The 25,748-nt window shown below is 62.8% G+C and carries 19 protein-coding genes; 3 read left to right on the forward strand and 16 right to left on the reverse strand.

All coding sequences use genetic code 11. The features are described from left to right. From gltB to KIH77_RS05450, 4 genes are all read right to left on the reverse strand, one after another. Positions 1-4,575 (reverse strand): glutamate synthase large subunit, encoded by a 4,575-nt coding sequence (gene gltB / locus KIH77_RS05435; RefSeq protein ID WP_219100086.1) that lies wholly within the window; start codon positions 4,573-4,575, stop codon positions 1-3. Between the two features lie 315 nt (positions 4,576-4,890). Then, positions 4,891-6,084, reverse strand: coding sequence for a radical SAM family heme chaperone HemW (gene hemW / locus KIH77_RS05440; RefSeq protein WP_219100087.1), 1,194 nt, complete (start codon positions 6,082-6,084; stop codon positions 4,891-4,893). Between the two features lie 9 nt (positions 6,085-6,093). Next, positions 6,094-7,974 carry a translation elongation factor 4 gene (gene lepA, locus KIH77_RS05445; RefSeq protein WP_236024492.1) on the reverse strand — a complete coding sequence of 627 codons (1,881 nt, stop codon included), beginning with the start codon at positions 7,972-7,974 and terminating at the stop codon, positions 6,094-6,096. Between the two features lie 120 nt (positions 7,975-8,094). Beyond that, on the reverse strand, positions 8,095-8,976 hold the full coding sequence (locus KIH77_RS05450) for an aldo/keto reductase (protein ID WP_219100089.1): 882 nt from the start codon (positions 8,974-8,976) through the stop codon (positions 8,095-8,097). Between the two features lie 194 nt (positions 8,977-9,170). Between KIH77_RS05450 and rpsT the strand changes: the two genes are divergently transcribed. After that, positions 9,171-9,431 (forward strand): 30S ribosomal protein S20, encoded by a 261-nt coding sequence (rpsT, locus tag KIH77_RS05455; RefSeq protein WP_219100090.1) that lies wholly within the window; start codon positions 9,171-9,173, stop codon positions 9,429-9,431. A gap of 93 nt (positions 9,432-9,524) precedes the next feature. Here rpsT and KIH77_RS05460 read toward each other — a convergent pair whose 3' ends face one another. The 4 genes from KIH77_RS05460 to hrcA form a co-directional block, all read right to left on the reverse strand. Next, positions 9,525-10,280, reverse strand: coding sequence for a trimeric intracellular cation channel family protein (locus KIH77_RS05460; protein WP_219100172.1), 756 nt, complete (start codon positions 10,278-10,280; stop codon positions 9,525-9,527). A gap of 125 nt (positions 10,281-10,405) precedes the next feature. Then, positions 10,406-11,398 (reverse strand): nucleoside hydrolase, encoded by a 993-nt coding sequence (locus tag KIH77_RS05465; RefSeq protein WP_219100091.1) that lies wholly within the window; start codon positions 11,396-11,398, stop codon positions 10,406-10,408. 15 nt (positions 11,399-11,413) lie between these two features. Beyond that, the gene (gene dnaJ / locus KIH77_RS05470) at positions 11,414-12,562 is read right to left on the reverse strand and encodes a molecular chaperone DnaJ (RefSeq protein ID WP_219100092.1); all 1,149 of its coding nucleotides are present in this window, start codon (positions 12,560-12,562) and stop codon (positions 11,414-11,416) included. 73 nt (positions 12,563-12,635) lie between these two features. Further along, a complete protein-coding gene (gene hrcA / locus KIH77_RS05475; protein WP_219100093.1) occupies positions 12,636-13,742 on the reverse strand; it encodes a heat-inducible transcriptional repressor HrcA in 1,107 nt (368 codons plus the stop codon). A 287-nt stretch (positions 13,743-14,029) separates the two neighbouring features. On the opposite strand from hrcA, the gene tkt reads away from it, so the two are divergent. Beyond that, the gene (gene tkt, locus KIH77_RS05480; protein WP_219100094.1) at positions 14,030-16,135 is read left to right on the forward strand and encodes a transketolase; all 2,106 of its coding nucleotides are present in this window, start codon (positions 14,030-14,032) and stop codon (positions 16,133-16,135) included. 183 nt (positions 16,136-16,318) lie between these two features. Continuing rightward, entirely contained in the window at positions 16,319-17,422 is a 1,104-nt protein-coding gene (tal, locus tag KIH77_RS05485) for a transaldolase (RefSeq protein ID WP_219100095.1), read from the forward strand. Positions 17,423-17,556: 134 nt separating this feature from the next. On the opposite strand, the gene KIH77_RS05490 is transcribed toward tal, so the two are convergent. The 8 genes from KIH77_RS05490 to whiA form a co-directional block, all read right to left on the reverse strand. Then, positions 17,557-18,720: a pyridoxal phosphate-dependent aminotransferase gene (locus tag KIH77_RS05490; protein WP_219100096.1), complete on the reverse strand. Its 1,164-nt coding sequence runs from the start codon at positions 18,718-18,720 to the stop codon at positions 17,557-17,559. A gap of 98 nt (positions 18,721-18,818) precedes the next feature. Continuing rightward, positions 18,819-19,289 carry a hypothetical protein gene (locus KIH77_RS05495; RefSeq protein ID WP_219100097.1) on the reverse strand — a complete coding sequence of 157 codons (471 nt, stop codon included), beginning with the start codon at positions 19,287-19,289 and terminating at the stop codon, positions 18,819-18,821. After that, positions 19,290-20,846: an aminotransferase class I/II-fold pyridoxal phosphate-dependent enzyme gene (locus tag KIH77_RS05500; RefSeq protein ID WP_219100098.1), complete on the reverse strand. Its 1,557-nt coding sequence runs from the start codon at positions 20,844-20,846 to the stop codon at positions 19,290-19,292. It abuts the gene before it with no gap. A gap of 266 nt (positions 20,847-21,112) precedes the next feature. Then, the gene (locus KIH77_RS05505) at positions 21,113-21,952 is read right to left on the reverse strand and encodes an HAD family hydrolase (RefSeq protein WP_219100099.1); all 840 of its coding nucleotides are present in this window, start codon (positions 21,950-21,952) and stop codon (positions 21,113-21,115) included. A gap of 137 nt (positions 21,953-22,089) precedes the next feature. Beyond that, positions 22,090-22,338, reverse strand: a complete 249-nt coding sequence (gene secG, locus KIH77_RS05510) for a preprotein translocase subunit SecG (protein WP_219100100.1) — start codon at positions 22,336-22,338, stop codon at positions 22,090-22,092. A gap of 71 nt (positions 22,339-22,409) precedes the next feature. After that, positions 22,410-23,216 (reverse strand): triose-phosphate isomerase, encoded by an 807-nt coding sequence (gene tpiA, locus KIH77_RS05515; RefSeq protein WP_219100173.1) that lies wholly within the window; start codon positions 23,214-23,216, stop codon positions 22,410-22,412. 70 nt (positions 23,217-23,286) lie between these two features. Continuing rightward, complete coding sequence (locus KIH77_RS05520; RefSeq protein WP_219100101.1) at positions 23,287-24,495, reverse strand: phosphoglycerate kinase; 1,209 nt, start codon at positions 24,493-24,495, stop codon at positions 23,287-23,289. A gap of 180 nt (positions 24,496-24,675) precedes the next feature. Continuing rightward, positions 24,676-25,632: a DNA-binding protein WhiA gene (gene whiA / locus KIH77_RS05525; protein WP_219100102.1), complete on the reverse strand. Its 957-nt coding sequence runs from the start codon at positions 25,630-25,632 to the stop codon at positions 24,676-24,678. Between the last annotated feature and the right edge of the window lie 116 nt (positions 25,633-25,748).

Raw genomic sequence — 25,748 nt, forward strand, 5'->3', positions numbered from 1 at the left:
TCAGCGCACCCCTTCCATAACCTGCTCGTAGACCTTCTCCCAGGCCCCCGGAGCGTTGAAATCGACATTATTCTCTTCGGCCTGCCTCATCGCGCGGGTCATGGCGACGTACTGCGTGGGCACCACGTGCGTGAACCGCTTGACGGAGTCGGACCAGTTCTCGAGCAGTTCCTTGGCGATGCTCGAGTCGGTCTCCTCGGCGTGCTTCTTGACGAGCTTGTGCACGGTCTCGGCCTCTTCCTCTTCCAGCGGGAGGAACTTGAGCGCGCCGCTCCTGACCGCGGAGGGGTTGACCTTGGTCATGTCGAGGTCGAGCATGTAGGCGTTGCCGCCGGAGAAGCCCGCGCCGAAGTTGCGGCCGGTGGGGCCGAGCACCACGACGGTGCCGCCGGTCATGTACTCGCAGCCGTGGTCGCCGACGCCCTCGACGACGAACGTCGCGCCGCCGTTGCGGACGGCGAAGCGTTCGCCCGCCTTGCCGGCGACGAACATCTCGCCGGAGGTCGCGCCGAAGCCCGTCACGTTGCCGGCGATGACGTTCGTATGCGGATCGAAGGTCACGCCGTCCTCGGCCCGCACGATGATGCGGCCGCCGGAAAGGCCCTTGCCGGCGTAGTCGTTGACCTCGCCGTAGATGCGCAGGGTCTCGCCGCGCGGGATGAACGCGCCGATGGACTGGCCGCCGGATCCATGCAGGGTCATGTCGATGGTGTCGTCGGGCAGGCCTTCGGCCTCGTAGCGCCGGGTGATCTCGTAGCCAAGCATGGTGCCGACCGTGCGGTTGACGTTGCGGATCGGCAGCTCGATGCGCACGGGCTCCTTGTGCTCGAGCGCGGGCTTGGCGAGCTCGATGAGCTTGTTGTCGAGCGCCTTCTCGAGCTCGTGGTTCTGCTTGATGGTGTTGTGCAGGATCGTGCCCGGAGTCGGACCGGCCTGCATGAGCACGTTGCTCAGGTCGACGCCGTCGGACTTCCAGCGCTTGATGGCCTCGTCCTGGTCGAGGCACTCGACGTGTCCCACGGCCTCCTCGAGGGTGCGGAAGCCGAGCTGGGCGAGAATCTCGCGGACCTCCTCGGCGATGAACATGAAGAAGTTCACCACATGCTCGGGCTTGCCGCGGAATCGGGCGCGCAGCTCCGGATCCTGCGTGGCGATGCCCTGCGGGCACGTGTTCTTCTGGCAGGCGCGCATCATGACGCAGCCCTCGACGATCAGCGCGGCTGTGGCGAAGCCGAATTCCTCGGCGCCGAGCAGCGCCGCGATGACGACGTCGCGGCCGGTCTTGAGCTCGCCGTCGCACTGCACGACGATACGGGAGCGCAGGCCGTTGAGAATCAGCGTCTGCTGCGTCTCGGAAAGTCCGATCTCCCACGGGGTGCCGGCGTGCTTGATGGCGTTGAGCGGCGCCGCGCCGGTGCCGCCGTCGTAGCCGGAGATGAGCACGACGTCCGCATGGCACTTGGCCACGCCGGCGGCGATGGTGCCCACACCGAACTCGGAGACGAGCTTCACGTGGATGCGAGCCTTCGGATTGGCCATCTTCGCATCATTGATGAGCTGCTTGAGATCCTCGATGGAGTAGATGTCGTGGTGCGGCGGCGGGGAGATGAGCTCCACACCGGGGGTTGCGTGACGGACCTTGGCGATCCACGGCGGCACCTTGGCGCCAGGCAGGTGGCCGCCCTCGCCGGGCTTGGCGCCCTGGGCGAGCTTGATCTGCAGGTCGGTGGCGTGCACGAGATAATCGCTGGTCACGCCGAATCGCGCCGAGGCGATCTGCTTGATGCGGCTGTAGCGGCGCGGATCGTTGATGCGATCGTCGGACTCTCCGCCTTCACCGGAGTTGGAGCGCGCGCCGATCTGGTTCATGGCGATGGCCAGGGTCTCGTGGGCCTCCTGCGAGATGGAGCCGTAGCTCATGGCGCCGGTGGAGAACCGCTTGACGATCTCGCTGGCGGGCTCGACCTCGGAGATGTCGATGGGCTTGCGCTTGTCGTTGAACTTCATGAGGCCGCGCAGCGTCATCAGACGGTTGGAGGTGTCGTTGATGTGGTGCGTGTACTTCTTGAACATCTGGTAGTCGCCGCGCTGGGTCGACTGTTGCAGCAGGAAGATGGCCTCCGGGTCGTTGAGATGGTCCTCGCCGGTGCGGCGCCACTTGTATTCGCCGCCCGTGCGCAGGTTGCGGTGCGGGGTGGCGGTCCACTGGTTCGGGTAGGCCACGCGGTGCCTGATGGCGACCTCCTCGGCCAGCTCGTCGAGTCCTACGCCGCCGACGCGGGAGGTGGTGCCGGTGAAGTACTTGTCGATGACGTCGGCACTGAGGCCGATGGCCTCGAACAGCTGGGCGCCACGGTAGCTCATGATGGTGGAGACACCCATCTTGCTCATGATTTTGAGCACGCCGGTGGAGAGCGCCTTGATGAGGTTCTTCACGGCCTTGGCCGGTTCCACGTTCACGTAGCCGCGGTTGGAGAGGTCCTCCACGGATTCGAGGGCCAGATACGGGTTGACGCATGCCGCGCCGTAGGCGATGAGCAATGCGACGTGGTGGATCTCACGCACGTCGCCGGCCTCGACGGCCATGGAGACCTGGGTGCGGGTGTGGCGGCGCAGCAGGTGGTGCTGCACGGCGCTGGTGAGCAGCAGCGACGGAATCGGACCCCACGTGTGGTTGGAGTCGCGGTCGGAGAGCACCAGGAAGTTCTTGCCTGCGGCGATGGCGTCGTCGATCTCGGAGAAGATCTCCTCGAGACGCTCTTCAAGCGCCTTGCCGCCGCCGGCGACCTGATAGAGGCCCTTGACGACGAACGGCTTGTAGTAGCCACCGAGGATAGGGGCGCGGTCGAGACGCTTGAGCTGGGCCATCTCGTCGCTGTCGATGACCGGCAGCGGGATGAGCACCTTCTTGGCGTGCAGCTCGCTGTCCTCGAGCAGGTTCGGCTCGGGGCCGATGGCGGATTCGAGGCAGGTGACGATCTCCTCGCGCTCCCAGTCGAGCGGCGGGTTGGTCACCTGGGCGAACTTCTGCGTGAAGTAGTCGAACAGCATGCGGGAACGCTTGGAGAGCACGGGCAGCGGCACGTCATTGCCCATGGAGCCCAGCGGCTCCTTGCCCGTGTTGGCCATCGGGGTGAGCAGGAGCTTGAGGTCCTCCTCGGTGTAGCCGAAGGCGCGCTGGCGACGCTGCACCGACTGGCCGGAGTGACGCACGTGCTCGCGGGCGGGCAGTTGGTTGAGCTCGATGGAGTTGCCCTCGACCCACTGACGGTACGGATGCTGGGAGGCGAGGTTCCGCTTGATCTCCTCGTCGGGGATGATGCGGCCTTCGGCGGTGTCGACGAGGAACATCTTGCCGGGTTCCAAGCGGCCCTTCTCCACGATGTGGTCCTGGGGAATCTCGTTGAGCACGCCGGTCTCGGAGGCGAGCACCACGTAGCCGTCGTCGGTGACCTGCCAGCGTCCCGGACGGAATCCGTTGCGGTCGAGCAGGGCGCCCACCTGCGTGCCGTCGGTGAAGACGATGTCGGCGGGGCCGTCCCACGGTTCGATGAGTGTGTTGTTGTACTCGTAGAACGCCTTGACGTCCGGATCGAGCGCGTCGTTCTTCTCCCAGGCCGGGGGCAGCATCATGGAGATGGCATGGGGCAGGGAGCGGCCGGCGAGGTGCAGGAGCTCGAGGCATTCGTCGAAGGTGCCGGAGTCGGAGTAGCCGGGCGTGTTGATGGGCAGCAACGGCTTGAATTCGCCGAGCAGTTCGGAGCTGAGGCGGCCTTCACGGGCGGAGAGCCAGTTGCGGTTGCCCTGGATGGTGTTGATTTCGCCGTTGTGGGCCAGCAGACGGAACGGCTGGGCCAACGGCCAGCTCGGGAACGTGTTGGTGGAGAATCGTGAGTGCACGATGGCGACGCGGGCCTTCATGCGCGGGTCGGAAAGATCCTCGAAGAAGGGCTTGAGCTGCATGGTGGTGAGCATGCCCTTGTACGTGATGGTGCGGGACGAGAGCGACGAGAAGTAGACGCCCACCTCGTGTTCGACGCGCTTGCGCACGCGGAACGCCTTGCGTTCCAGTTCGATGCCACCAAGCTTGGCGCCATCGGCGTCCGCGAAGACCAACGTCTTGAAAGCCGGCATGGATGCCAGGGCCTGGAGGCCGAGACCGTTCGGATTCGTGGGGACCACCCGCCAGGCCAGAACCTCGAGGCCTTCCTCATCCACGATCTTGGCGATGGCCTGTTCCTGCTGTGCGCCCGCGGCGATGTCGCGGTCGAGGAAAGCGATGCCGGCCACGTAGTGGCCTTCCTCGGGCAGTTCGGCATCGACGGTGGCACGCATGAACTCGTCGGGCATGGACATCAGGATGCCGGCGCCGTCGCCAGTGTTCTCCTCGGCGCCTACCGCGCCGCGGTGATCGAGGTTGATGAGCACCTCGATGGCGTCGTCGATAATCTTGCGCTCGGGGGTCTTGTTGAGGGTGGTGACCATACCGACGCCGCAGGCGTCATGCTCCGAGGTAGGGTCATACATCCCTTCGGGAGTATGTATCGTCAGGTCAAGCGGAGCGTGTAATGTCACCGAAATCACCTCTGGTCTAGGGCAGGCCCTCGCCTGCGTTTTGTTTGCCTTGACAGAATACAGCCATAATGTATCTTAGGGGCAATCGGAGTCATATATCACAATTGCCAAAAGTTTTAAAGACTTTTCTTTTCTAAGGCTCACAGGTGTTCCACATATTGAGACAATTGTCGTCCGCCCGATGGGTGCCTGACGACGCGGGCGGCATGCCATGAGGCCCATCGAACCCACGACGGGCTCATTTCATGGCGGGTTGCCGGACGCGTCGCCATTTGGAACGATAGATGCGACACTCCGATGACACGCCCGGATTTTTCACAGATCGCAAATTGCGAAGACGTCCGCGATCAGGGCATCGTTAAGCAATCGTCCCTTGCGCGTCGGGGTGATCCGGCCGCCGTCCATGGTGATCATCCCCCGGTCGCGCAGCGATGCGAACGCGTCGGGCGCGACCACCCGCCCCAGGGCGCGTCCGAGTCCCGCAAGGTCAAGGCCCTCGCGCAAGCGCAGGCCGAGCATGATGGTCTCCTCCAGATTCTCGTCATGGGTGATCGTCTCATGCCCTTGCCACGGTGTCCTGCCCATGGACAGCGCCTGCCCCCACATTCGCGGATGCGCGATGTCCCATGACCGGATGCCATGGGCATCATACGTGCGGCTCCCTTCCGGCATGGCGTAATGGGAGTGTGCGCCCGGTCCGATTCCCGCCCAGTCGACATTCCTCCAGTATCCGAGGTTATGGCGGCTTTCATAGCCGGGACGTGCCCAATTGGAAATCTCATACCATCGCAGGCCCGCTTCGGCGAGCATGTCGTCGGCAATCTCGTATTTGGCGGCCTCGTCATCGTCATCCGGTCTCGGCAGGATGCCGGAGGCTATCTGCCGTCCCATTTTCGTGGTCGGCTCCACGGTCAGCGCATACGCCGATATGTGGTTCACTCCCAGCCCGATGGCGGTACGTACCGATGCGCGCCAATCGTCGAGGCTCTCCCCCGGCGCTCCGTAGATGAGGTCGACGCTGCTGCGCAGGCCGGCATGGTCCGCCGCCCTGACCCCCGCCTCGACGTTCGCCGGGGTATGGGTGCGGTCAAGCGTCCGCAGCACATGGGGCACGGCGGACTGCATGCCGAAGGAGATGCGGGTGAATCCCCCGTCGGCGAGTTCACGGATATAGTCCTCGTCCACGGTGTCGGGATTGGCCTCGGTCGTGATCTCGGCATCGTCCGCAATCCCCCAGATATCGCGTACCGCTCCGGTCATGCGCACCAGATCGGCCGCCGGAAGGACGGTCGGGGTGCCTCCGCCGAAGAAGACCGTGGATGCCTTGGGCTCCTCAATGCCGTGGTTGTCCTGCCAACGATGGATGACCTCCATCTCCCGGACCACCATCGTGGCGTAATTGCCGCGGCTCGCCCCGCCGCCGAGGTCCGGTGCGGTGTAGGTGTTGAAGTCGCAGTATCCGCAGCGGCGCAGGCAGAATGGTACGTGGATGTATATCTCGTAGGTCACGGGCGACCGTCAGCCTTCCTTCTTCTGCGCGGCGCGGATCTTGTCCTTGGTGTCGCGGTCGGTCGGCTCGTCGGTGGACAGGGCGGCGATGAACGCCTCCTGCGGCACCTCCACGTGGCCGAGCATCTTCATGCGCTTCTTGCCGGCCTTCTGCTTCTCAAGCAGCTTGCGCTTTCGGGTGATGTCGCCGCCGTAGCACTTGGCGAGCACGTCCTTGCGCAATGCGCGGATGGTCTCGCGGGCGATGATGCGCGAGCCGATGGCGGCCTGGATCGGGATCTCGAACTGCTGGCGGGGAATGAGCTCACGAAGCTTCTTCGTCATCATCACGCCGTAGCTGTAGGCCTTGTCGCGGTGGACGATGGCGCTGAACGCGTCGACCTTCTCCCCCTGGATGAGGATGTCGACCTTGACGAGGTCGGCCGACTGCTCGCCGTCCTCGTGGTAGTCGAGCGAGGCATAGCCCTTGGTGCGGCTCTTGAGCTGGTCGAAGAAGTCGAACACGATTTCGGCGAGCGGCATGCGGTAGTGCATCTCCACGCGCTCGGTGCTGATGTATTCCATGGTGCCCATCTGGCCGCGGTGCTCCTGGCAGAGGTCCATCACAGCGCCGATGAACTCCTTGGGAAGGATGATGTCGGCGGCGACCATGGGTTCCACGATCTTCTTGATCTTGCCATCCGGGAATTCACTCGGATTGGTCACATGATGCACGCTGCCGTCCTCGCTGGTCACCTCGTAGGTTACGTTGGGGGCGGTCTGGATGAGGTCGAGGCCGAACTCGCGACTCAGACGCTCCGAAACGATCTCCATGTGCAGCAGTCCGAGGAATCCGCAGCGGAACCCGAAGCCAAGGGCCACGGAGGTCTCGGGGGTATAGACGAGCGCGGCGTCGTTGAGCTTGAGCTTGTCGAGCGCCTCGCGCAGTTCGGGGAACTGGGCGTTGTCCACGGGGAACAGGCCGGAGTACACCATGGGCTTCGGGTCGCGGTATCCGGGCAAGGGCTCGCTCGCCGGCCTCACGGCGGAGGTCAGGGTGTCGCCCACCTTCGACTGGCTTACGTCTTTCGCGCCGGTGATGATGTAGCCGACTTCGCCGGCGCCAAGCGCCTTCGTCGGCGTCATGTCCGGACTGATCACGCCGATCTCAATGGGTTCGTGCGTCATGCCGATGCCCATCATGTGCACCTTCTCGCGCGAGTGCAGTTCGCCGTCCTCCATGCGGATGTAGGTGACGATGCCACGGTATGAGTCGTAGACGGAGTCGAAGATCAGCGCGCGGGCGGGGGCATCGGGGTCGCCGTTCGGCGCCGGCACGTCCATGACGATCTGATCGAGCAGGTCGGCGACGCCTTCGCCGGTCTTGCCGGACACGCGCAGCACGTCGGACGGATTGCATCCGATGAGGCCGGCGATCTCCTCGGCGTGCTTGTCGGGTTCCGCGCTGGGCAGGTCGATCTTGTTGAGCACGGGGATGATGGTCAGGTCGTGGTCGATGGCCATATAAAGATTGGACAGCGTCTGGGCCTCGATGCCCTGGGTGGCGTCGACGAGCAGCACGGCACCCTCGCACGCGGCCAGTGCGCGGGAGACCTCATAGGTAAAGTCCACATGGCCCGGGGTGTCGATCATGCCGAGCGTGTATTCGGTGCCGTCGAACGTCCATGGCACACGCACGGCCTGCGATTTGATGGTGATGCCGCGCTCCTGCTCGATGTCCATGCGGTCAAGGAAGCGGTCGCGCATCTCGCGCTCCGGCACTATGCCGCTCAACTGCAGAATACGATCGGCAACGGTGGATTTGCCGTGGTCGATGTGCGCGATGATGCAGAAGTTGCGAATCAACGACTGATCGGTGTATCCGGGCTTGTTGTGCTGCTCGATCGCCAAGCGTGTCTCCTTGTCGTGCTGAAATTCCAAAACCATCATTCTACAGCCTGCCGTCGGCAATCCGGCGGCGGGGAGACGACGCGAACCGCATCGGCGCCGGCAGGCTGCGGCAGGAGGCGCTCAGGAGACGTTGCCGCGGGAGAACTGGTCCGCCCACGACTGCGAGTTCACGTTCGTCGCCGGATCCCCCGAGACGCGTCCGGACGGGTCGTGCAGCGCGTCGATGGCCGCGATCTCGGCATCGGTGAGCTCGAAGCCGAACAGGTCAAGGTTCTGCCTCATGCGGTCGGGATGCGACGACTTGGGGATGATGACGCGCCCCGACTGGATATGCCAGCGCAACACCACCCGGGCCGGCGTCACGCCGTGGGCCTTGGCGGCCGAGACCACCTCAGGCGCGTTCATGTCGGCGCCGTGGCCGAGCGGCGAATACGCCTCCACCACGATGCCGTGCTCATGGCAGTACTCGCGCACATCGGGTTGGGAGAAGCGGGGATGCACCTCGATCTGGTCGATCGCGGGGGCTTCACCGGTTTCGTCAATCAGCCGCTCGATGTGTTCGGGAAGGAAGTTCGATACGCCGGCGGCGCGCAGCACGCCCTGCTCCCTGAGCTCGAGGATGGCCTTCCAGGTCTCCACGTACCGGTCGATGAGCGCGAACGGCCAGTGGATGAGATACATGTCGACCCGCTCGAGCCCCAGCTTGCGTCGGGATTCCTCGAATGCCACTTTGGTGGGCTCGTATCCCTGGTCGCAGTTGCGCAGCTTGGTGGTCACGAACACCTTGCCCGCCATGCCCGTGGCCTTCAACGCGGCGCCGACGCCCTCCTCGTTGTAGTATGCGGCGGCGGTGTCGAAATGACGGTAGCCGATCTCCAGGGCCTCCTCGACGGCCTTCTGCGTGTCTTTACGTGGAATCTGGAACACGCCGAACCCCACCTGGGGAATCTTCACTCCCCCGGGAAGCTCCACGTCCTCCACGGCGTTCTGCTCATCGGTCATGGTCTCACCTTTCGTTGGTCGAAAGTCCGTTGCATCCTCATAGATGCGATTCCAGCGTACCGCCAATGCAGGGCCACGGCGACGTCGGGTCTTATGGCGAGAATAAATTCCGCTGAATGATTGGCGACACCGGTAAAGTCGTGATATGATATCCGTTTGTATGTCCGTTTAGAACACGTCGTTTGGAGTACATAGTGGCAAACATCAAGTCGCAGAAGAAGCGCGTCCTGACCAACGAGAAGGCGCACATCCGCAACGTCGCCTACAAGAGCGAGCTGAAGACCGAGATCCGCAAGGTCCGCGAGGCCATCGCCGCCGGCGATAAGGAAGCCGCCCAGGCCGCCTACAAGGTCGCTTCCCGGAAGCTCGACAAGGCCGCCGGCCGTGGCATCATCCACAAGAACCAGGCCGCCAACCGCAAGTCCGGCCTCGCCGTGGCCATCAACGCGCTCTGATTCGCGATTCCCATCGCTTGGATGTTCCCGCAGGATATTCTCCTGCGGGTTTTTTTATGCGTTCCATCCGGGCATTGCCATCGGTCATCCGGGCTAATCGTCCTCGTCCGATTCCTCGCTTTTGGCATCCCCCGTATCGGGATGGATGACGGGACGCTTGAGATACCGGCCCTGCGACGGCAGATGCGCGTGATGCCGCTCCAGGGCACCGGGGAACGTGATGTTGAACGCGACGGAAAGCATGCGCAGCACGAATACGACGATGACCACGCAGACGTCCAGAACCATTTCGCCGTCCAGTCCCAGATGCCACCGGTCCGTGGCCCTTGCGGCGAAGACCGTCAGCAGGCATCCGATGAACGAGGGCACGGCGTAGAGATGCTTGTCGCGGAGGATGGAGGGCACTTCATTGAGCAGTACGTCCCGGATGGTGCCGCCGGCCAAGGCGGTGAACATGCCGAGGAACGCGGCGGTCATGCCAGAGGAATGGTAGGCCAGGGCCTTCGCCGTCCCGTTGACGGCGAACAGGCCCAGCGCCAGGGCGTCGGTCACGATCATCGACCATTTCAGATGCTCGATCTCCGGATGGACTATCGCCACGATGAATCCCGACGCCAGCGCGGTGAGCACGAATCCCCGGTCGGTGATGCCCACGGGAGGCAACGCCCCAAGCAGCACGTCGCGGGTGATTCCTCCGCCGAGCGCCGTCACCCAGGCGATTACGAGAATCGAGAAGAGGTCGTATTTCTTGTGGATTGCGGAAAGACCGCCGGAAAGACCGCAGATGAACGTTGCCAGATATTCGATGCCGAGGAACACCGCATTGCTTTCCAAGGCGACCTGATCCATCATCCCTCCCCGTCTGTCCCGAAAACCGGTAAGACAATACCATGCCGCTTACCTGACACGCCGGCAGGACAGGGAAGGTTCACCTTCCGTTAATCAACGTCGAACAACACTGGCCAACATGTTGTCTAGTGGTTGCGGTACTCCCCCACGTGAAGCGTCCTATAGATATAGGACTTATACGACATCGGATCGAGACGGCTGCATATGCGGACGTTCGGCGCGTTGCTGGTGAAACGGTTGCGGTCGATGATGGTCGCGCCGTATCCCGGTCCGTTGCACGTGTCGACCTGCATGTAGTATGCATCGCATTCCGCGATGCACCCGGGATGCAGCGCCGCGGCCAGGGCGGCGGGGTCCGCCATATCCAGGCAGGGTTCTCCGAACCGTTGCCTGTTGAGCTCCATGAGGTTGCGGTTGCAGTCGATGGCGAACCGTCCGAGTCCGCCGCCGCGGCGTATCTCCTCGATCTCCCCCGGGCCGAGCATGCACTTCCCCAGACAGGCATCCCATCCGACGAACATGATGTCGGGAAGTCCGGATTCCACGACGATGCGCGCGGCCTCCGCATCCTGCCAGACGTTGAATTCCGCGATCGGGGTCACGTTGCCCGGCCCGAACCCCGTGCCTCCCATGGCCACAATGCGACGGACCCTGGCCATGGTCGCAGGGGCGAGCTTGATGGCCAGGGCGATGTTGGTGAGCGGACCGAGTGTGATCAGGTCGATGCTGTGGGGTTCGTTGCTTTCCAGGGCGCCGAGCATCCTGAGGACCGCATTGCCGTCCGATGCGCGGAGCCGGCGTGGTCTCAGGCCGATGTCGCCCATGCCGTCATGCCCGTGGGTCTCGTACGCGTAGACGAGTTCGTTGAACAGCATGCTCTCCGACCCGCGATAGACCGGCGGTTCGTAGGTTCCGACGTGCTCGAGGGTGGTCAACACGTTGTCCACAGCCTGGTCGACGGGAACGTTGCCTGCGACCGTGGTGAACATCATGATCTCGCAGCCGGGGTCATTCAATGCCATGGCGATGGCCATGGCATCGTCGGACCCGCAGTCCGTGTCGATGATGACGCGCCGTCTGCAGCCGGCGTCCCGTTCGGCTTTCGCGAGATTGGCCATCGTCACGCTCCCCCGCTAGCTCAACGCGTCTTTCAGCTTGGAGAAGAACCCACGGGGCCTGCCTGCCTGACGCGGCTTCGAATTCTGCCTGACATGGCGTGATTCGGCGTCGCCGTCATGCGACGCGGCGAACTCCTCGATGAGACCGCGCTCCTTGTCGCTGAGCTTCTTCGGAATCATGACGATGACATGCGCGATGATGTCGCCGCGTTCTCCCTGGGAACGCAGCCGGGTGACGCCGAGTCCGTCGAGGGTCACGGTGTCGTCCTGCTGGGTGCCCGCCGGGATGCTGATGTCCCTGCGGCCGTCGAACGTGTCGATGTCGAGGTCATGGCCGAGCACGGCCCAGCTCATCGGGATCTCTATCCAGCAGTGCAGGTCGTCGCCTTCGCGGACGAAGGTCTTGTCCGGCGCCACATGGACGTCGATGTACAGGTCTCCCGCGGTACCGCCGCATTCGCCCACCTCGCCCTGCGAGGCGAGACGCAGACGCGTGTCGTCCGTGATGCCCGCGGGAACGGAGACGCCGACGCTCCTCTTGGAACGGATGCGCCCATGACCCATGCACGACGGGCAGGGACTCTCGATGATGGTACCGTGCCCTTCGCAGCGTTCGCAGGGCGCCGAGGTCATCATCTGGCCGAGCATGGTGCGCACGACCTTCTGTGCGAAGCCGCGGCCCTTGCAGTCCGGGCAGGTGACGGGGGCCGACCCGTTGGCCGTGCCGCTGCCCTTGCAGTCCGGACACAGGGCCATGGTGCGGATGTCGACGTGCGCCGTGCCGCCGAAGACCGCCGTCTTGAGGTCGATGGTGACGTTCGCCAATGAATCGCGGCCGGGCTGTGTGCGCGGGACGGGTCCCTGCGAGCCGCCGCCGAAGCTCTGTCCGAAGAACTGTCCGAAGATGTCGCCCATGTCGAAGCCCGCGGCGCCGCCGAAGCCGCCGGCGTTGGGATCGTTGGGGTCGACGCCTTGGTCGTACATGCGGCGCTTGTCCGGATCCGAAAGCACCTCGTAGGCCGAGTTCACTTCCTTGAACTTGTCCTCGAACTCCGGGCCTGCGATGTCGGGATGGTACTTGCGGCTCATCTTGCGATACGCCTTCTTGATCTCATCCTCGCTGGCGGTGCGGTCCACACCCAGTACTTCGTAATAGTCAGCCAATGTCGTCTTTCCTGTTATCGTCGGTTTGATTGTGATGGTAGTGACGGTGTCCGTCGATGATTATGACACAAGACTAGTGATCGGTGTCGTCGTCCGCGCCGCCCTCCTCGTTGGTCATGAACTCCGTCAGGTAGCGTGCCACGGCCCTGACCGCGGATATGGTGGTCGCATAGTCCATATGCGTCGGCCCTATGGACCCCACGAAGGCGACCGGTTCGCCGCCCGTCGGGGCGTCTCCCGTCTCGTCGCCGGGACCGTCGGCGGAGGACTGACCGTAGCCCGTGGTGACCACGGATGCGTGCATGAGCCCGGGCGTGTGCGTCTCCGACCCGATGGCTATGCCCACGCCGTGGGACTGGGTGACCTCGCTCAGCGCGGTCATGAGCCGCATGATGACGGCCTGCTCCTCCAAGGCGTCGAACAGCGGGGCGATCACCGTCATGTCGGCCGTCTGGCTGTGGGTGAGCTGGGACGTGCCGGCCATGTACAGATTGCTCGCCTGCTCCTGCGTGGCCAGCTCGTCGTACACCCGCGCAAGCGCCTCCATGACGCCGCGGTTGACGCCGACGGGCTCTTCCTGCGCCAAGGCGTTCACGTCCATGCCGCACCGCCGCAGGGACCGTCCGGCGCACATGGCGTTGACCCTGGCGCTGATTCGTCCCAGCACCTCGTCCGAGGGGCGTTCGACGCTGACGATCGTGCGCTGTTCCACACGCCCCGTATCCGTGATGACCACGACCAGTATCGTGGCCGACGAGACCGGCACCATCTCCATATGGCGCAGGGCCGAACGGGCGAGCGACGGGGATGCCACCACGGCGACCTGACCGGTTATCTGCGCCAGCAGACGCGCCGACCTTCTCAGCGTGTCGTCCAGACTCACCGACCCCGACAGGAAGGTGCGGATGCCCCGTTTCTGCGCTGGCGACAGCGGCACCACCGTGGCCAGACGGTCCACGAAATATCGGTAGCCCTTCTCGGTCGGTATCCTGCCGGCCGACGTGTGCGGCTGGATCAGGTACCCCTCATCCTCCAAGGCCGCCATGTCGTTGCGCACCGTGGCGGAGCTGACGCCGAGGTTGTGCTCCCTGGTCAGGGCGCCCGAGCCGACGGGTTCCTGGGTTCGTATATAGTCCTCGATGACGGCCCGGAGCACCAACATGCGTCGTTCGTTCGCCATGCGAGCCTCCTTAGTGCATCATGTATCGCTGATGGAAATCCTCATCCATTTCTAGCACTCCACGCATGGGAGTGCTAGCTCAGAGCGGAAACGAACTTAAATGAACAGCCATGAACATTTTTCTAACATCCTACGATAGGAAATGTGTCGTGAAGTCTTCGCGCTGGGATAGCATAAAAGGGCAAATGAAGCCGATATGCACGTTCTAGTTGAAAAGCGTATGTTGTGTACGCTCACAAATTTGAACGTGCGCGTTGGTTCCATCCGATTGGAAGGAAAGTTGATCCATGACCGAATTCAAGGAGACCGAACTGGACGAGCGCGCCATCAAGATGGCCAAGGTTCTTTCGGCCGATGCGGTCGAGAACGCCGGAAGCGGCCACCCCGGTTCCCCCGTCTCGCTGGCACCTATCGCCTACACCCTTTATCAGCACTTCATCAAGCATGATCCGAACGATCCCAACTGGGAGGGTCGCGATCGATTCATCCTTTCCGGTGGCCACGCCTCCCTCACCCAGTACGTGCAGCTGTACTTCTCCGGATACGGACTGACGCTGGACGACCTCAAGCACTTCCGCGGCGGCGCCGACACCCGCACCCCGGGCCATCCCGAGTACGGCCTCACCCCGGGCATCGAGATGACCACCGGCCCGCTGGGCCAGGGCTTCGCCTCCGCCATCGGCTTCGCCTACGGCGAACGCTTCCAGCGTGGCCTGCTCGATCCCGAGACCCCGAAGGAAGATTCCCCCTTCTACCACAAGATCTGGGCCATCTGCGGTGAAGGCGACATCGAGGAGGGCATCTCCGGCGAAGCCGCCGCCCTTGCCGCCAACCAGAAGCTCGGCAACCTCACCGTGATCTTCGACGCCAACCGCATCCAGATCGAGGGCGACACCAACCTCGTGCTCGCCGAGGATGTGCTCAAGCGCTTCCAGGCCTACGGCTGGTACACCGACGAATTCAGCTTCATCCAGCCTGACGGCTCCTACAAGGAGGACGTCGAGGGCCTGGCCGAGGTCATCGCCAAGGCCGAGAAGGCCGCCCCCGACCAGCCGAAGCTCATCAAGGTCCACTCCCTGATCGCATGGCCGACCCCGGGCAAGACCAACGATCCGTCCTCCCACGGCTCCAAGCTGGGCGCCGAGGCCGTCGCCGGCCTCAAGAAGCTGCTCGGCTACGATCCCGAGCAGAGCTTCCAGGTCGACGAGGAGGCCCTCGCCCACGCCCGCAAGGTCGCCGAGCGCGGTCTGGCCGCGCACGCCGCCTGGGACGAGAAGTTCGAGGCCTGGCGCAAGGCCAACCCCGACAAGGCCGCCCTGTACGACCGCATCAAGGCCGGTGAGCTGCCGGAGGGCTTCGACAAGGCCATCGACGATCTCGAGGCCACTTTCGAGGTCGGCAAGAAGGTCGCCACCCGCGGTGCCTCCGGCTCCGCCCTCAACGCCATCGCGGCCGTCATGCCCGAGTTCTGGGGTGGTTCCGCCGACCTCGGCGGCTCCAACAAGACCGACCTCAAGGGTGCGGCCACCTTCGCGCCCGAGGAGTGCGCCACCAAGCAGTGGCCGGTCTGCAACGAGTTCGGCCGCCAGCTGCACTTCGGCGTGCGCGAGTTCACCATGGGCTGCATCACCAACGGCATCCTGCTCGGCTCCCACACCCGCCCGTTCGGCGGCACCTTCTTCATGTTCTCCGACTACGAACGCTCCGCCGTCCGTCTGGCCGCGCTCATGGAGATTCCGAACCTGTACGTGTGGACGCATGATTCCGTCGCCGTCGGCGAAGACGGCCCGACCCACCAGCCGGTCGAGCATCTCGCATCCTTCCGCGCCATGCCGCAGCTCGAGGTCGTCCGCCCGGCCGATGCCTTCGAGACCGCCGAGGCCTACCGCTACTTCTTCGAGAAGAAGAACACCCTGCCCGCCGCCATGGTGCTGTCCCGTCAGGGCCTGCCGGTCCTCGCCGAGACCGCCGAGAAGGCGAAGGAAGGCGTGAAGAAGGGCGCCTACGTGCTCGTCGACACCGAGGGCACTCCGGACGTCATCCTCATGGCCTCCGGCTCCGAGGTCCAGCTGGCCGTCGAGGCCGCCAAGACCCTCGCCGGTGAAGGCGTCAAGGCCCGCGTGGTCTCCGTCCCGTCGCTCGAGTGGTTCGAGGAGCAGGATGCCGAGTACAAGGAGGCCGTGCTTCCCGCCGGCGTCAAGGCCCGCGTGTCCGTCGAGGCCGGCGTGGCGATGCCGTGGTACAAGTACCTCGGCTCCTACGGCAAGCCCGTCTCCATCGAGCAGTTCGGTCTGCAGGGTGATGGCGCGCAGAACCTCATCGACCTCGGCATCACCGCCGACCATGTGGTCGAGGCCGCCAAGGCATCCATCGCCGAGGTCCAGGCCGCCTGATTCCGAACATCGGAACGACAAACCGATACATGAACAAATGTGGGTCCCCTTCCGGAGGGGAGCACGGCGGGTCCTTACCCGACCGGGGAAGCAGTCGAGCCCACTTCCCCGGTCCCGAATGGCCGTACTCCCCTCGCCTTCACGGGAGGGTCCCTGGGCGAGATTTCATCAAGGAGAAATGAAATGACTGAAGCAACTCAGCGCACGTCCGACAGCGGTGTTTCCATCTGGCTGGACGACCTGTCCCGCTCCCGCATCGAGTCCGGCTCCCTGCAGGACCTTATCGCCAACAAGAACGTGGTCGGTGTCACCACCAACCCGTCCATCTTCCAGAAGGCCCTCTCCCAGGTCGGCCCGTACGACGAGCAGCTCAAGGAGCTCGGCAAGGTCGATGTCGAGACCGCCGTGCGCGAGCTGACCACCACCGATGTGCGCAACGCCACCGACATCTTCCGTGACATCGCCGAGAAGACCGACTTTGTCGACGGCCGCGTCTCCATCGAGGTCGACCCGCGCCTCGCCCACGAGACCGAAGCCACCGAGAAGCAGGCCGAGGAGCTGTGGGCCAAGGTCGACCGCCCGAACGCGATGATCAAGATCCCGGCCACCCTCGAGGGCCTGCCGGCCATCACCGCCACCCTGGCCAAGGGCATCTCCGTGAACGTCACCCTGATCTTCTCGCTCGAGCGCTACGAGCAGGTCATCGATGCCTACATCGAGGGCATCGCCCAGGCCTCCGCCAACGGCCACGACCTCAAGCACATCGGCTCCGTCGCCTCCTTCTTCGTCTCCCGTGTGGACACCGCGGTCGACAAGCTGCTGGAAGCCAACGGCTCCGATGAGGCCAAGGCACTTGAGGGCAAGGCCGCCGTGGCCAACGCCCGTCTTGCCTACGAGCTCTTCGAGAAGAAGTTCGCCTCCGATCCGCGCTGGGCCGACCTCGAGGCCAAGGGTGCCAAGAAGCAGCGCCCGCTGTGGGCCTCCACCGGCACCAAGAACCCGGCCTACTCCGATTGCAAGTACGTGGACGAGCTCGTCGCCCCGAACATCGTCAACACCATGCCGGAGAAGACCCTGAACGCCCTCGCCGACCACGGCAACGGCGCCCCGTCCATCGAAGGCACCTACGAGGAGTCCCACGCCATCATCAACAAGCTGGCCGATCTGGGCATCAGCCTCAAGGACGTCACCGACAAGCTCGAGGCTGATGGCGTCGCCGCCTTCATCAAGTCCTGGGATTCCGTGCTTGCCGACGTGCAGGCCGGTATCGACCGCGTCAACGGCTGAGATTCCCGGATGATCATGTGTCACCGGCGAGCCGGTGACACATGATTGAAGAATCACAAGGGCTCTGATTCCTTTCATAGGAATCAGAGCCCTTGTCGTTACTTCGTTTATTTCATATGGATGACGCTCTCATACTAAAGAGTTGTCAGCCATGACCGCATACGCCGTAATCCTTCGGCGGTGTCTTCGGTCGTGCCTACATACGACAACCGCACGAATCCACGGCCGCGTGAGCCGAATCCCGAGGCAGGCGTGACCACGACCTTGCCCTCATGCAGCAGACGGACGGCGAACTCGTGATCATCCATACCCGTGGCGGAAACGTCGACAAGAATATAGAACGCACCGTCCGGCACGTTGCAGCTTACCAACGGCATATCGGCGATGGCGGCGACCACCATGTCACGATTGGTCTGATAGGCCGACTTCATCGTGGCGAGAATGTCCGAACCGCCTTCCAATGCCGCAACCGCCCCGGCCTGCAATGAACCGGGCACGCAGGATACGACGTTCTCCTGCATGATGGTCATCCGGTCGATGACCGGTTTCGGGCCGAACGCACAGCCGATGCGCCATCCGGTCATGGCGAACGTCTTCGAGAACGAATCCACGACGATGGTACGTTCCTTCATGCCGGGCATCGATGCGATGGACAGGCAGCGAACGTCATCGTCATACACGAATGCCCGGTATACCTCGTCGCTGATCACCCACAGATCGTGTTCTGTCGCGACCTTGGCGATGGCCGCCAGTTCCTCCGGATCGATGATTGCGCCGGTGGGGTTCGACGGGGAATTCAGCAACAGCGCCTTGGTCCGTGGGGTGATCGCCGTCTCGACATCCCTTGCACACATACGGAAGCTCCGCTTTGCATACAACGGCACCGGTACGACATTCGCATGGACCATACGCACCTGCCCGAAATAGTTCGCATAGCCGGGATCGGGGATGAGAATGTCGTCGCCGATGTCGAGCGTGGCGATCAGCGCCAGATAAATCGCCTCCATGCCACCGGTGGTGATGATGATCTCGCCATCCGAATCGTAGTCGAGGCCGTCATGTGCCAGCCGGTAACGGCACCATGCCTCACGCAGGCCGGCCGCACCGCGGTTCGGCGTGTAATGGGTGTCCCCGTGCACGGCGGCCTCATACGCCGCGTCGATCATCGGCCGGGGCGTGTCGAATCCCGGCTCCCCTATCGCGAATGAGATGGCATCCGGCTCCTCCGCCGCCAGTTCGAACATCTCCCGGACGCTGGGATACAGCGCCCCTTGGGCACGCTGTGATATTTCAGGCATGGCACTCCCCCATATCGACGGTGAAACCAGCTTATTGTACCCACGCCGTTGTTCCCGAAGTCCGTCATAGACCATCCCCATCGGAACCGGCCGGCCCGCTATTCCTCCGTCACGAACGTCACCGCCTTGGGCCGCCATGAGCCATAATGACGCAGAAACCAGTTCGGCTTGTCGGGGGCGTGCGGATTCCGGGCATACGTTATGGGAATTCCCGGCGCCAATGGCGTCGTTTCGGTAAACGTCCGATTCGCCGTGAACGCCGTACTTGTGTTCAACGCATCCGACGAATGTTCATGGTTCGGTGCGATTGCCGGAATTTCCGGAGGAACACACGGATGCAACCCCACGTTGGTGACGACGACTGAACGATCATCGTTCTGCCGCTTGGCCGTCAGTTCGTGGGAATAGACACCGGTGCCAACGTACGGATTTCGGGGACGGGCTTTTTGTGATAGCACAAAACGGCGGCGAGTAAAGCCCCGGCTATCGCTGTTGATGCCACAGCTCCGGCCCAGAGCTTCCTTGCCGCCGTTCCCCGCAATTCCGTCGCCTTCCTCGGGAGGATGCATCTACTGTCGATAATAGCTCAGGAAGTCGGTGAGCTTGGTGGTGGCGTCCTTGAGTACTTCGATGCGCGGCAGGTAGACGATACGGAAGTGGTCGGGCTCCTGCCAGTTGAACCCGCCGCCGCGCGTGATGAGGATGCGTTCGTCATGCAGCAGGTCGAGGGCGAACTGCTCGTCATCGGAAATATTGAACTTCTTCACATCGAGCTTCGGGAAGATGTAGAACGCCGCCTTCGGCTTGACGGCGGTCACGCCGGGAATGGAGTTCAACGCGTTGTAGATGTAGTCGCGCTGCTCGTAGATGCGTCCACCAGGCACGATGTAGTCGTTGACGCTCTGATGGCCGCCGAGCGCGGTCTGCACGATGGACTGTGCGGGCACGTTCGAGCAGATGCGCATGTTGGTGAGCATGTTGATGCCCTCGATGTAGTCCTTGGCCACGTTCTTGTTGCCACTGAGCACCATCCATCCCACACGGTATCCGGCGATCATGTGGGACTTCGACAAACCGGAGAATGTTACACAGAACAGGTCAGGAGCGAGCGATGCAATCGATATGTGCTGTAGACCATCCATGACCAGGCGGTCGTAGATCTCGTCGGAGAAGATCATGAGCTGGTGTTCGCGCGCGAGGTCGACGATCTGCTGGAGCACCTCCTTCGGATAGAGCGCACCGGTGGGGTTGTTCGGGTTGATGACGACGATCGCCTTGGTCCTGTCGGTGATCTTGGCGCGCATGTCGTCGATGTCCGGATACCATTCGGACTGCTCGTCGCACAGGTAATGTACGGCAGTGCCGCCGGCCAGGTTCACGCATGCGGTCCATAACGGGTAGTCGGGGCTCGGGATGAGCACCTCGTCGCCGTTGTCGAGCAACGCGGACATCGACAGGTTGATGAGTTCGCTGACGCCGTTGCCGGTGTAGATGTCCTCGATGGAGACGTTGGGCAGGTTCTTCAGCTGCGCGTACTGCATGATGGCCTTGCGTGCGGAGAACAGCCCCTTGGACGCAGAGTACCCCTCGCATTCGGGCAGCTGGTGGGCCATGTCGTAGATGACCTCGTCCGGCGTGCGGAAGCCGAACGGGGCCGGATTGCCGATGTTCAGCTTGAGCACGTGCGTGCCGGTGGCCTCCATGCGCGCGGCCTCGTCGACGACCGGCCCACGGACGTCGTAGAGCACGTTGTCGAGCTTGGTGGATTTGGTGAAACGACGCATGGGATGTCCTTTCGGAGAGGGTGTGGGGTCGGCGGCGGAACCATGGGAGTTCACAACGGACGGGTTCAAAGACTGCTGCGGAGAGGGCGTCCGGGGTTCAACGGAGTCGCGTTCCAGGGGAACGTCCTTGCCGGCAAGCCAATCTTCGCGTACGTCCAGCGTCCTGGCGAGGAAGCGCATGACGTCGGGACGCGGCGTGGTCTTGCCGCTGACGTATTGGCTGATGTGGCTTTTCCCGAGCCTGACCCCGCTGCCCACGGCGGCGTGGACGAAATCGACCTGCTTCATATGCCGCAGCGACATGGCGGAGTTCAATCGGGAAGCGAATGTTGCCTCACTCATGGCCCTCCTTGGGTTCAAAAACATAAGTTCAATATACAGCTGGTTCAGACTGTAGCACGACCTGCATTGAACTCATTATTTAGTTCAATATTTGAACATGCCGGGATGACGTTTAGCGGTTCAATCCTTGAACCATCAGAAGGGGGTTTTGAAACTAGATACATAGTAGGAGGGTATATTACAACCACGGAACTACGTAACTATGGAAGATTGTTTTCGCGTTCTTTTTCGCGTATGCGAAAACAAGGCAGCGGTGCTGTCCTTCACTACATGCCGTAGTGATGTTCAATCCACTGGGCCACGCCATCCTCGTTATTCGCAGGGCAGATTTCATCGGCGATGTCCAGCACGTGGGGGTTGGCGTTCGCCACCGCCACTCCCCTGCCGGAACGTTCAAGCATGCTGATATCGATGAGATCGTCGCCGAAGGACGCCGTCGCCTGCAACGGGATGTTCAATTTCTCACAAAGCAAGTTCAATGCGTGGTCCTTGTTGGCCAATGGGTTCATCAGCATCCACATGACGCCTTCGCTGATGCTGACCTCAAAATCCGGTGGAATGATCTCACGCAGACGGCTCCACTGCTCCGGCTTCGGGAGGATGATGATCTTGTCGGCGACGCCTTCGGGCACATCGGTGAAATCGGTGTACTGGAAGGACTGCGTCTTCCACATCGCACGCACGTCGAAGTTCGTGTATCGGACGTCGTTCATGACGATGCCGATGCGAATGCCCGGTAGTTCATCGAGAATGAAGCGGCAGACCTCGCAGGCTCGTTGAGAGGAGAATCCCACTTTCATGAGGTGGCCGTCCGATGGAAGCACTCCACTGGTGAGCAACCGCTCATCGGACTTCGACGGGCTGAAATCCAATAGCGCACCGTTGAGATAGACACAGGCGTCGACCGGTAGACGCCTGACGAATTCCATGGCCGTGCTGACCGGACGGGCGGTCGCTATGGCGAACTTCACGCCGAAATCGTCATGCATCCGTTTGACGGTGTCGATGGTGTATTGCGTCATGAACCGTCCTTCGAAGGTGTCGGCGTCATGAAGCATCGTGCCATCAAGATCGGCGACGATCATGCGGAAGCGCTCGTCGGTCATGGTTCCTCCCTGATTACTCTATATACCTATATATAGGAGTGCGTTCGTATGGCGACTATATGCCGGCCCATGCCCGGGCAAATAAAAACCCGCGGAGAGTTTTCCCCGCGGGCACGAACGTCTCCGTTCGAAAGACCTCAGATGAGATTGTACTTGGCCATGAGCCCCAAAGCGATGATGATGGCGACCCAGATGAGGGCGACGATGACCGTAAGACGGTTCAGGTTCTTTTCCGCGACACCGGAGGTGCCGGCGTTCGCCGTCAGGCCGCCGCCGAACATATCGGAAAGGCCACCGCCCTTGCCCTTGTGCATAAGAATCAGCAGGGTCAGCAGGATGCTGGCGATGACGACGATGATCTCAAGAACGATCTTGACAATGGCCACGGTTACCTCCGGTCGATTAACTCGTATTTACGATACTCCATGCTCGGGATAAAGTCGATGTCCGTTCGGCTCTATCGTCGGGCCTTTGCCGCTTTGGCGGTGAGGCGCGCGATGGTGGCGAACTCATCGGCGTCGAGCGCGGCTCCCCCTACAAGGAATCCGTCGATATCGGGGCCTTCCTCCATAAGCTGCGTGGCCTTGGACGAATTGACCGATCCGCCGTAGAGGATGCGGATGCGTTCGGCTACGTCTTGTCCATAGACCTCGGCGAGATGGGAGCGGATTGCAGCCGCCGCCTGCTGCGCCGATTCAGGAGTCGCGACCATACCGGTGCCGATGGCCCATACGGGCTCATAGGCGATGAGCATCTGCTCGGCTTCCTTGTCCGAGAGATCGCGAATCACATCCTGCACCTGACCGACCGCGAATTCGAGCTCGATGCCCTGTCTGCGTTCCTCGAAGCTCTCCCCCACGCACAGAATGGGCTTCATGCCGGCGGCGAGCACGGCACGGACCTGGTCGACGATGTTGGCGTCGTCCTCGGGATGGTATTTGCGCCGTTCGGAATGACCAACGATGACATAGGTGCAACCGAGGCTGGCAAGCATGTCGGCGGAGACATCGCCGGTGAAGGCGCCCTGGTTGGTGACGGAAACGGTCTGTGCACCATAGGTGAGCTTGAGTTTGTCCGCTTCGATGAGCACCTGCACACTGCGGATCGAAGTGAACGGCGGCATGAGCGTCACTTCGCAGCGTCTGAAGTCGAAATGGGCATCGCGTAGCGTCCAGGCAAGCTTCTGCACGAAATAGGTGGCTTCAAGATGATTGAAATTCATCTTCCAGTTGCCGGCGACCACGGGAATGCGAGTCATGGAAATCCTTACGCAAGCAACCGACTCCCGTCCCGGCGGCGATGCCGCGGAGACGGGAGTCGATATGGGGAAATGATCAGTCGAGAACGCTCAGGCCGGGCAGAGTCTTGCCCTCGAGGAACTCGAGGGAGGCGCCGCCACCGGTGGAGATGTGCGAGAAGCCATCCTCCGGGAAGCCGAGGTTGCGCACGGCGGCCGCGGAATCACCGCCGCCGACGATGGTGAACGCACCGGCATGGGTGGCGTCGACCAGAGCCTCGGCCACGGCCTTGGTGCCTTCGGCGAAGGTCGGGACCTCGAACACGCCCATCGGGCCGTTCCACACGACGGTCTTGGAGTCGACGATCTTGTCGTGGAAGAGCTTGCGGGTCTCCGGACCGATGTCCAGAGCCTCCTCGTCGGCCGGGATGGCGTCGATGGCGACGGTCTTCGGATCGATGACCGCGTCGTCACCGGCCGGGAAGCCGGGGTTGACGACCACGTCGACGGGGAGCAGAAGCTCGACGCCGTTCTTCTTGGCGGTCTCCATGTATTCCTTGACGGTGTCGATCTTGCTTTCGTCAAGCAGGGAGTTGCCGACCTCGTAGCCCTCGGCCTTGAGGAAGGTGTAGGCCATGCCGCCGCCGATGATGAGGCGGTCGACCTTGCCCAGCAGGTTGGAGATGACGCCGAGCTTGTCGGCGACCTTGGCGCCGCCGAGGACTGCGGTCAGCGGGTGCTCGGCGTTCTCGGTGGCCTTGGAGAGGGCCTTGACTTCCTTCTCGACGAGCAGGCCGGCGGCGGCCGGAAGGTCCTTGGCCACATCATAGTTGGAACCCTGTGCGCGGTGCACGACGCCGAAGCCGTCGGAGACGAACACATCGCCGAGGGCGGCGATCTTCTTGGCGTACGGCTCGCGGACGGACTCGTCCTTGCTGGTCTCCTCCGGGTTGAAGCGGACGTTCTCCAGCAGCACGACATCGCCGTCCTTCAGCGCGGCGACCTTGGCCTGGGCGTCCTCGCCGTAGGTGTCCTTGGCGAGTTCGACGTTGACGCCGAGCAGTTCGCCGAGACGCTTGGCAACAGGAGCAAGGCTGAGTTCGGGGACGACCTTGCCCTTCGGACGGCCGAGGTGGGCCATCAGAATGACCTTGGCACCCTGCTCGCGCAGGTCCTTGATCGTGGGAAGGGCGGCCTTGATACGGCCATCATCGGTGATGGTGGTGCCATCAAGCGGAACGTTGAAATCGGCACGGACCAGCACGCGCTTGCCCTGGAGATTTCCGAGATCCTTGAGAGTTTTCATTGGTATCCTTTCCTGCTGCGGCGCTACGCCGGAACGACGATTGGCGGTTCCCGCGAAGATGCTCGCATCTGCTTGCGCCACTTGCATCTTACCTTGTCGAACGGATAATCATCGGCTTTCGGGACGGAAATGTCGTAGTGCGGAACCGGGGGCGGAGGACAGGGCGGGACCCCGACCGGCCTACTGGTTCTGCTCGGCCTCGGCGCGCTGCTTCTCCACCTTGGTGGCGAGCTGCAGCAGACGGCGGATTCGACCGGCGATGGCGTCCTTGGTCACGGGCGGATCGGCCAGGCGGCCAAGCTCTTCCAAGCTGGCGTCTCGGTGGTCGAGCCTCAGCTGGCCGGCGGCGCGCAGGTTCTCGGGAATGTCGTCACCGAGGATCTTGAAGGCCTTCTGCACCTTCTCGCTGGCCTCCACCGCGGCCTTGGCGCTACGGCGCATGTTGGCGTCGTCGAAGTTCGCCAGACGGTTGGCTTTGCCGCGGTATTCGCCGTCGTTGCGCTTGCCGCTCCATTCACGGGCGGTACGTGTGGCCCCCATGAGCGTGAGCATACGTTCAATGACGTCGGGGTCGCGCAGGGTCACGCGCTCGGAACTGCGAACCTGACGGGGCTTGGCGGAGATGCCGAGCCGGCGTGCGGCGCCGACGAGGGCCAATGCCGCTTCGGAGCCGGGGCAGATGATCTCCAGATAGCTGGCCTTGCCCGGGTCGGAGAGCTCTCCGTGGGCGAGGAAGGCTCCACGCCATGCGGCCTTAATCTGTGCGATGTTGCCGGAGACGATCTCCGCGGGCAGGCCTCGCACGGGGCGCTTGCGGCGGTCGAGCAGACCGGACTGCAGGGCGAGGGCGCCGCCGGCCTTGAGCACACGGACGGAGTATCGTTCGACGACCCCGGTCGGGGTCTTGCGGGCGACCTTGATCAGGTCGGCCTCATGCCCGTAGACCTCCTGAATGGTGCGTTGCAGCCACTGAGCTGATGCCAACGAATCAAACTGGCTTTCCACCACGATGTGACGTTGGATAAGGTGAAGACCGCCGCCGAAGCGAATCATGGCGGCCGCCTGGGCCTTCTTGGCTGCAGGCAGTTCGTCATCTATTGCGGCCAGTTCGCTTTTGACTTCATCTACCAGAGCCAAGAGCTAACCTCCTTTAAATTGTACAGCTTCAATATTGGTTGCACAGCCTTGTTTTCGCGGGAAAATAACATGTGTACCGGCTATCTGTGTTACCGAATCAGGTGGACAAAACAGAG

Origin of the sequence: Bifidobacterium pluvialisilvae (assembly GCF_019331695.1) — a bacterium.
Taxonomy (GTDB): domain Bacteria; phylum Actinomycetota; class Actinomycetes; order Actinomycetales; family Bifidobacteriaceae; genus Galliscardovia; species Galliscardovia pluvialisilvae.

Bases quoted from the DNA above. Each gene is read 5' to 3' on its own strand.
- KIH77_RS05505 (WP_219100099.1), bottom strand. From the start codon at position 21,952: ATGACCGACGAGCGCTTCCGCATGATCGTCGCCGATCTTGATGGCACG.
- KIH77_RS05500 (WP_219100098.1), bottom strand. From the start codon at position 20,846: ATGAGTGAGGCAACATTCGCTTCCCGATTGAACTCCGCCATGTCGCTG.
- tal (WP_219100095.1), top strand. From the start codon at position 16,319: ATGACTGAAGCAACTCAGCGCACGTCCGACAGCGGTGTTTCCATCTGG.
- KIH77_RS05465 (WP_219100091.1), bottom strand. From the start codon at position 11,398: ATGGCCAATCTCGCGAAAGCCGAACGGGACGCCGGCTGCAGACGGCGC.
- hrcA (WP_219100093.1), bottom strand. From the start codon at position 13,742: ATGGCGAACGAACGACGCATGTTGGTGCTCCGGGCCGTCATCGAGGAC.
- KIH77_RS05495 (WP_219100097.1), bottom strand. From the start codon at position 19,289: ATGCATCCTCCCGAGGAAGGCGACGGAATTGCGGGGAACGGCGGCAAG.
- KIH77_RS05460 (WP_219100172.1), bottom strand. From the start codon at position 10,280: ATGGATCAGGTCGCCTTGGAAAGCAATGCGGTGTTCCTCGGCATCGAA.
- KIH77_RS05450 (WP_219100089.1), bottom strand. From the start codon at position 8,976: ATGACCGATGAGCAGAACGCCGTGGAGGACGTGGAGCTTCCCGGGGGA.
- KIH77_RS05490 (WP_219100096.1), bottom strand. From the start codon at position 18,720: ATGCCTGAAATATCACAGCGTGCCCAAGGGGCGCTGTATCCCAGCGTC.
- tkt (WP_219100094.1), top strand. From the start codon at position 14,030: ATGACCGAATTCAAGGAGACCGAACTGGACGAGCGCGCCATCAAGATG.
- KIH77_RS05520 (WP_219100101.1), bottom strand. From the start codon at position 24,495: ATGAAAACTCTCAAGGATCTCGGAAATCTCCAGGGCAAGCGCGTGCTG.